The 2,657-nt window shown below is 66.9% G+C and carries 2 protein-coding genes; both read right to left on the bottom strand.

Annotation, left to right across the window (positions count from 1 at the left end):
- On the bottom strand, positions 1–1,060 hold a 1,060-nt coding region (locus CWO89_RS42885), incomplete at its 3' end, for a DUF2341 domain-containing protein (RefSeq protein ID WP_130584227.1).
- Positions 1,060–2,657, bottom strand: a 1,598-nt coding sequence (locus tag CWO89_RS42880; protein ID WP_130584226.1) for a ShlB/FhaC/HecB family hemolysin secretion/activation protein, incomplete at its 5' end; no start/stop codon positions are given. The genes CWO89_RS42885 and CWO89_RS42880, both read right to left, overlap by 1 nt.

Raw genomic sequence — 2,657 nt, 5'->3', positions numbered from 1 at the left:
CGTCCGCAGCCGTCGCAGCAGGGGACTGCGCGGCTGCGGACGGGGCGGCCTGGGCGACCGGAGTTGCACTGGAGGTTGCAGACGTGTCACCTCCGATCAGGGCCACCGTGTTCAGCGCCGGCAACGAGGCGGCGACCGACGCATAGGGATTGCCGTCAAGCGTCAGCGTGACCTGGCCGTTACTGGCGACCACGGCCAGATGATGCCAGGTGCTAGGTGCGACCGGCGCACCGGCGCCGCTGCGCTGCGCGGCCCCGGCATTGGTCACCTCGACGAACGGCGCGCCATTGTCCAGACCGATCACCAGCGCATTGCCGGCCGCAGCATCGCGGCGGCTGTAGAGCGCGGCGTTCGGCTGCGCGGCCGCCGGCTTGATCCAGGCCGACCAGGTGAACGGTGCGCCCGCCGCCTGCGTCAGCGACGGCGAGGCCGGCAGCGTCACCGGGTTTTGGCCGGTCAGCCGCACGCCATTGCCGATGAGCGCGCCTTCGGCCGGCTGGCCCACGCTCTGCGCGTTGTTGGCCCACACCGAGGAGTCGAGCGACGGCGTGCCGCGCTCGTTGAAGTGATAGACCAAGAGCGTGTCGGGATCGTAGGTCGCCTTGGCGTCCGCCGCCGCAACCGCCTTCTTGTTGCCGTAGTAGAGCCAGATCTCGGCCTTGGCCCCCGGCTGCACGTTCGGCACCGCGACCCAGATCAGCGCCTCGCTGAGCAGCCCGTCATATTTCTCGACGTGATACTTCAGCGGCGTCTTGTCGTCGCCGGCGACAAACCGCAGGTCGGAGCCGTCGTCCTTGGCGGAGGCGAAGCGGAAATTGCCGGTGTGCAGCCGGACCAGGACCGGCGTCGACCCGACCGGGTCGGTGATGTTGGCCCCAGTGGCGCTGGCATCGATCGTGATCTTCTTGCGCAATTGCCATTCATCGTTCCACCAGGCGTTCGCCGGCGCCGACAGCGCCAGCACCGCCACCACAGCCAGCAACAGCATGGCCGCCGCGTTCGCCGCCGCGCGCGTCGCACCGCTCCCCATGGCCCGCATCTTGTCCCATCCCATTGTCATCAGAATTCACCCCAGAGCCGAACGTTGAAGCGCGGGTCGCCCGCGCGCGTATAGGTTTGGCTGACCATCGGAACGGACAGCGCGAACATGCCATTGAACGCGTTGAACACCTTGAAGCGGGTGCCGACGCCGTAGCTCCATAGGTTGAACGCCGACTGCTGATCCGGCAGCGGCTTCTGGATGCTGACATGCGCGGCGTCGGCAAAGGCGAACAGCCGCCACTCGTTGAAGGTGGTGAAACGCGGCGCTCCCTGGCCGGTCTCGTCCTTCATCTCCTTCTGCAGCATCGCGCCGAGGTCCGGGCTGCGGATCTCCAGATTGCCGATCACGCCGTCATCGCCGAGCACCTCGGATTCCAGATAGCCGCGCACAGTGTTGAGGCCGCCGGCGCTGAGCTGCTCGCTCGAGACCAGGGGTCCGTCGGCGACCTGCGCCTGCACCTTGCCCCAGAGCTGGAAATTCTCCGGCAGTTCCTGGGTGTGCGAGACGTCGACGTTGAAGTGCGTGAAGCTCGGCGAGGCGTAATAGCGCTTGGCGTCGAACTCGGTCCAGTCGCTGCCGAACGGCCGCAGACTGTAGGTGATCCCGGCGTTGAACTGGGTGACGAAGTTCTCGTTCTGGAACGTCGCGCCGTAGGTGGCGACCACCGGATAATAGGTCACCGGCGAGGCGAAACTGTCGGTGCCCAGCCCCACGGTCTGGTCGAAGTGCTTGTAGTCCACCCCGACCGACAGCGTCTGGAAGAAGTTCTCGCGGCCCGGCAGCGTCATCACCGCACGGCCGCCGATGATCTCGCCGGGGCCGACGATGTTGGTGCCGCCGACGGTGGCGACGTTGCTGCTCGACTTCACGCCGTAGAGCAGAAAGCTCAGCCACTCGACATCGGGAATGCGCGCCAGATACGACCCCGAGAACACCTCGGCATCGCCCGGCCGCTGCGGCGCCACCTGATAGGTGAAGCTGGCGGAATGCCCGAGCTGCCACAGATTGTCGTAGTGCACGGTGGCGATGAGGCGGGCCGGCGTGGTGTTCGGCGAGTTGGCGTTGTTGACCTCGATGGAGCCGTGGATCGGCGCCTTGTCCTCGATATTGAGGTCGACATCCACCGTGCCTGGCGAGACGCCGGCGCGCAGCGCGGGCGTGACCCGCCGGTCGGGCCATTGGTTGAGCGCGACGATGTCCTTGGTGACATCGTTGAAATTCGGCAGCGTGCCCTCTTTGAGCGATTTCGCCCGGTCCTTGATCTGCTCGATGTCGAAGTAGCGCGAATTCTTCACCCGCAGCCGGCCGACCTTCATCTCCGCCACCTTGAGAATGACGACCCCGCGCAGCGCATTCTGCGTCGGCACCGACACGCTCACGGTCTGAAAGCCCTTGTCGCGATAGGCCTTCTCGAGCGCGGCGCGCGCCTTCTCGACATCGTCGGCGCTCTTGCCCGGACCGAGGAACGGATAGATCGCCTCCTCGACGTCGATCTGCGGCAGCTTGTCGGCGCCCTGCACCGCGAAATCGTCGATGTCGAAGCGTTGCGCCGGCGCCGCGCTCTGCGCCGCCGCCCGGCCGGCGCGGGCGCAGTCGCACCGTCCGCATTCGCGGG

The sequence above is a fragment of the Bradyrhizobium sp. Leo170 genome (genome assembly GCF_004296405.1).
GTDB lineage: Bacteria > Pseudomonadota > Alphaproteobacteria > Rhizobiales > Xanthobacteraceae > Bradyrhizobium.
This window is presented reverse-complemented; position numbering and strand designations above follow the sequence as displayed.